The 2,886-nt window shown below is 40.7% G+C and carries 3 protein-coding genes; 1 reads left to right on the forward strand and 2 read right to left on the reverse strand.

Going from position 1 to position 2,886, the window contains the following annotated elements; all coding sequences use genetic code 11:
• Positions 1-10: 10 nt before the first annotated feature.
• Complete coding sequence (locus tag ACTXGO_RS11940) at positions 11-622, reverse strand: DedA family protein (protein WP_443574676.1); 612 nt, start codon at positions 620-622, stop codon at positions 11-13.
• 269 nt (positions 623-891) lie between these two features.
• Here ACTXGO_RS11940 and ACTXGO_RS11945 point away from each other — a divergent pair, with 269 nt between their 5' ends.
• A complete protein-coding gene (locus ACTXGO_RS11945; RefSeq protein ID WP_443574678.1) occupies positions 892-2,397 on the forward strand; it encodes a phosphatase PAP2/dual specificity phosphatase family protein in 1,506 nt (501 codons plus the stop codon).
• On the opposite strand, the gene ACTXGO_RS11950 is transcribed toward ACTXGO_RS11945, so the two are convergent.
• On the reverse strand, positions 2,394-2,867 hold the full coding sequence (locus tag ACTXGO_RS11950; protein WP_443574680.1) for a hemerythrin domain-containing protein: 474 nt from the start codon (positions 2,865-2,867) through the stop codon (positions 2,394-2,396). The genes ACTXGO_RS11945 and ACTXGO_RS11950 overlap by 4 nt on opposite strands.
• Positions 2,868-2,886: the final 19 nt, after the last annotated feature.

Consider the following 2,886-nt stretch of genomic DNA (forward strand, 5'->3'; position numbering starts at 1 on the left):
ATTATTATCATTATTGGTCATTTAAACGTCGTTTAATCACCAGTCCAATGATCACAATCACTATTGCGATACCTATTATCTTAGAATAAGGGGCAAGTACGCCTTCAATAATCTCATAGTTTTGACCCAGGTAATAGCCTGCTAAAGTTAATACCGTTGTCCAAATACTTGATCCCAATGCTGTTAATGCTAAAAATGGCACTATTGCCATTTTATTCATACCTGCAGGTATAGATATAAGTGAGCGCACTCCTGGCACCATCCGCCCAAAAAATACCGCCATTTTGCCATGACGATCAAACCAGTCATTAGCGGACATCACATCTTGCGCCTTTACGAATACAAATTTGCCGTACTTGTCGGTAAATGCTGCCAGACGCTCTTGATCAAATACTCGCCCTAAATAGTATAGAGGCAATGCGCCAAGTACCGCGCCAAGTGTCCCTGCCAAAATCACCAAGACTAGGCTAAGATCCCCTTTGGAGGCGGCAAAACCAGCCGCTGGCATGATGACCTCAGACGGTATCGGCGGAAAGACATTTTCGGCAAACATTGCAAAGATAATGCCAAAATAACCAAACTTGGCCATAATAGACAATACCCACTCGCTGATTTGACCCATAACGCCACCTTCTAATATCAGTATTTTTCGTAATGCAATTATGTCAATATCAATTGCAATCTCGAATAGTAGTTTTGTTTTGAGTGTCTTTAACTTGTAAAAATAACTATAGTTGATATCAAATAAATGAATACGTTTAAAATAAATACGTTGAACATCGCAAGATTAGAATAATTTTGTCTAGCATGCTGTGCCTACGCCGCTTGATGCTGCAAAAACCATCCTAATCTTACGGTATCATTTTTACATTGAACTGACCATAGGATGCTATGAGCCTAAACAAGGTACAGAAAAAAACGAGGCGACTCTCATTGACTATAGCTTTGGGGCTATTTGCGCTTTTGTATACGGTGACCAACTTTTATGCTCAGACTTTATTTGACGATATTCAGCAGCACCTTACCTTTAGCCTAGTCCCCAAGACTATTTATGAGTTATCAGTGCCGCTTGATACGTTTATACCCTTTATACCTGTGATGATCGTGCCTTATAGCTGGTCGATTTTACTGTTTTGCGCCAGTTTTTTTGTGGTAAAAACGCCTTGGCAATTATCTTTGCTTACGCGCCGATTGATTTTAGCAACTGTCTTAGGCTGCCTGATTTTTTACCTGTTTCCAGCAAGATTTAGTTTTGTGCGTCCTCTGCCTACTGATTGGACGCGCTTTGGCTATCAGTTTTTAGGCCTTACGGACAAGCCCTTTAATCAGCTGCCATCATTGCATGTCGCTTACGCGCTGGTGCTGGGCGCTACTCTATGGGAAGTTTATCGCTCCGTTATTTATCGAGCGCTACTGTTTGTAGTCTGTAGCCTCATCATCGTCTCTACTGTATTTACTTATCAGCACCACGTTTTAGATATCATTGGTGGCTGTTTACTCGCCGCATCTGTTATATGGCTTGCAAATAACCTTAGAAATAACCTCGTTTTAAAGTATGTAGCCGTTGCCGTATCGGGATTTATACTCCTATCTGTACTCGGTTATCTATTGAGTCGTCAGAGAAATGAGTTTATTGAGATAATCTGCCTGCTATTAGCTGGGTATTGGCTTATGAGCTTCTTATCTTTAGCTTGGCTTTATCAGTATCCTAATCATGTTAAAAAATGGTTTAAAAAGGATAAGCAAGGTCGCTTGAATGCGCAAGCATGGGTAGCATTTGCACCCGTGTTAAGTGGTTATTATCTAATGTGGTATGTCGTGCAGCGCTATAGTGTTTATCCGCAAAAAGCCAAGCAGACGCCGCATCATTTATCAGAATATAAGTGTATATATTCGGTTGCCAGCGCTAAAGTGCTCAATGTGCTAAGTCATAATCTCTATAGTGCCTTAGACAGCCAAACTGTCATAATCGTTGACTGCGCGGTAGAAGCCAATAGTCATTACTCACCTGCCAAAAAAGCATTGACTGATCATACCAATGCAAATTTATGTTACCTTTACTTTCCTATCTTAGATCTACAATCATTTGTAGACATTGATAGCGATGAGATGATTGAGCTATTTAAACAAATAAAAAAAATAGAAGCAGACAAAGCATTGGCAAGTGAGACAGGAGTTGTCATTCATTTTCATTGCATCATGGGATTTTCGCGTAGCATTGCGCTACAGGTGCTGTACTTAGTATATTGCCAAGTATTGACGGTAGATAATTATAGGGACTGGATAGCTACAACTTATCCAAAAGCGCATGTCAGCGAGGATTATTTACCGCTATCAGTTGTTAAAAACATTTCTATTAAGACAGATCCTAGCCGTCATCACATCGTTGGAGTTTAGCGATTCTCATCTATACGTTTAACATTATCTGCGCTCGCGTCATAAATATTATCGAGCTGCTCATTATTTAAAAACTCTTGGGCAATAAGAAATAGCTCACGCTCTTTAAAACGCATGTGATCATACAATAAGTTGCCCAATTCCCTGACTTGTTTAGCCGTAACGGTATGCAGCTTTTGCCCGTTTGGGATATCAGTCATGAATGTACGCAAGGCGCGCTGCTGCTCATTAAGCGTAGCCAGTACGGCTGCTACCTTAGGGTTAGTATCCTTATAAGGCTGCAACGCCGCCTTGATTGAATGATCTGCACTCTCAAAATGACTTTGCATCTCGTTGAGATAAGTGGTCAAGTTTTGCCAATGTTTGTCAATATCTTGCGGCATGTCAAGACATTGTTTAGCATGACGAGACAAGTTAAGACCCAGATGATGCTGGCGAGATAGCGGTTGTAGTTGATCAGCGCGCTTCATAAAATGCTCTCTTAACTAA

The organism is Psychrobacter sp. T6-1 (assembly GCF_052258445.1).